We start from the raw sequence: 1,596 nt of genomic DNA on the forward strand, positions 1-1,596 counted from the left end.
TTATCGGCCGCCGGCGGCTCGCCGAGAAGACCCGGCGGGACGAGGTCCCGCTCGAGTTCCTCGTCGAGAACCTCGCCAAGAAGAAGCCCACCATCGTGCCGGGCACGGCAGTGTTCCTGACCTCCGATATCGAGGGCGCGCCCACGGCCCTGTTGCACAGCCTCAAGCACTACAAGGTGCTGCACGAGCACAACGTCATCCTCACCATCCGGACCTCTGACCGGCCGCGTGTGGCCGATGACGAGAAGGTGCGGATCGACGCCTACAACGATCTGTTCTACCGGGTGGTGATCACCTTCGGCTACATCGAGACGCCGAATATTCCGAAGGCCCTGGCGCTGGCACGCAAGCTCGGCTGGAAATTCGACATCATGAGCACGTCGTTCTTCCTGTCGCGGCGCTCCCTGAAGCCCTCCACCAAGGGCGGCATGCCGTTGTTCATGGATCGCATCTTCATCGCGCTCGCCAAGAACGCCACCGACGCAACCGAGTACTTCCACATCCCCACCGGCCGGGTGGTTGAAATCGGCACCCAGGTAGTGATCTAGTCGCCGCCTGATCACCCGGGGGCGGGAGACTGCGCAAGGTACTGGATATTGCGGTGGCCGGCGCCGGCCCCGGGGGACTCGCGTCGGCGCTCTATTTGAGCCGCGCCGGGCACCGGGTGCACCTGTTCGAGCGCTTCGCCCGCCCCCAGCCGGTCGGCTCCGGCCTGATGCTGCAGCCGACCGGCCTCGCGGTGCTCGCCGATCTCGGGCTGGGCGAGCGCACGTTCGCGCTCGGGGCGCGGATCGACCGCCTCTCCGGCACCGACGCGCGCACCGGCCGAGTCGTGCTCGATGTCGGCTACTGGCCGCTCGGCAGGCACGTCCACGCCGTCGGCATGCACCGGGCAACGCTGTTCAACCTGCTGCATGAGCCGGTTGGCGAGGCCCGTCTGCCGATGCGAACCGCCTATGCGGTCTCGGCGGTGGAGCGCGACACGAGCCGCATCTGGCTGCGCTCGCCCAATGGTCTCGAGGGACCGTTCGACCTCGTCGTCGATGCCATGGGGGCCGGCTCGCCGCTCCGCGCGGAGGCGCCGGGCACACACCGCCAGCGGTCCCTGGCCTTCGGCGCGATATGGGGCACGGTGCCCTGGGTCGACGAGGGCTTCAGCCGCCACGCCCTGTCGCAGCGCTACGTCAGGGCGAAGGTGATGATCGGCGTGTTGCCGCTCGGTCGTCGCACCCGAGGCGGCATCGAGGAGGCCGCCTTCTTCTGGAGTCTCAAACCCGGGGAACTCTCCGGCCTGCAGCAGGGTGGGTTCGAGGCCTTTTCGGCGGAGGTGCGCCGGCACTGGCCGGCGACAGCGCCGCACCTCGCCGCGCTCGGCGGGTTCGAGGCGCTGACGCTCGCCCGCTATGCTCACCAGACCCTGACCCGTCCCGTCGGTGACCGCATCGCCTTCGTCGGCGACAGCGCCCACTCGACGAGCCCCCAGCTCGGGCAGGGGGCCAACATGGCGCTGCTCGACGCCGCCGCGCTGTCGGCGGCCCTCGCTTCGACCGATGATCTGGCGGATGCCCTGGGGACCTATGCCCGGTTGCGTCGCTG

The 1,596-nt window shown here is 69.2% G+C and carries 1 protein-coding gene and 1 pseudogene; both read left to right on the forward strand.

The features are described from left to right. A pseudogene (trkD, locus tag ACE3TU_RS22175) lies at positions 1-548 on the forward strand (potassium transporter Kup); the annotation flags it as partial. A 53-nt stretch (positions 549-601) separates the two neighbouring features. Beyond that, positions 602-1,596: FAD-dependent oxidoreductase (locus ACE3TU_RS22180; RefSeq protein ID WP_374628020.1), on the forward strand; the 995-nt coding region annotated here is incomplete at its 3' end.

Origin of the sequence: Devosia sp. (assembly GCF_041917035.1) — a bacterium.
Taxonomy (GTDB): domain Bacteria; phylum Pseudomonadota; class Alphaproteobacteria; order Rhizobiales; family Devosiaceae; genus Devosia_A.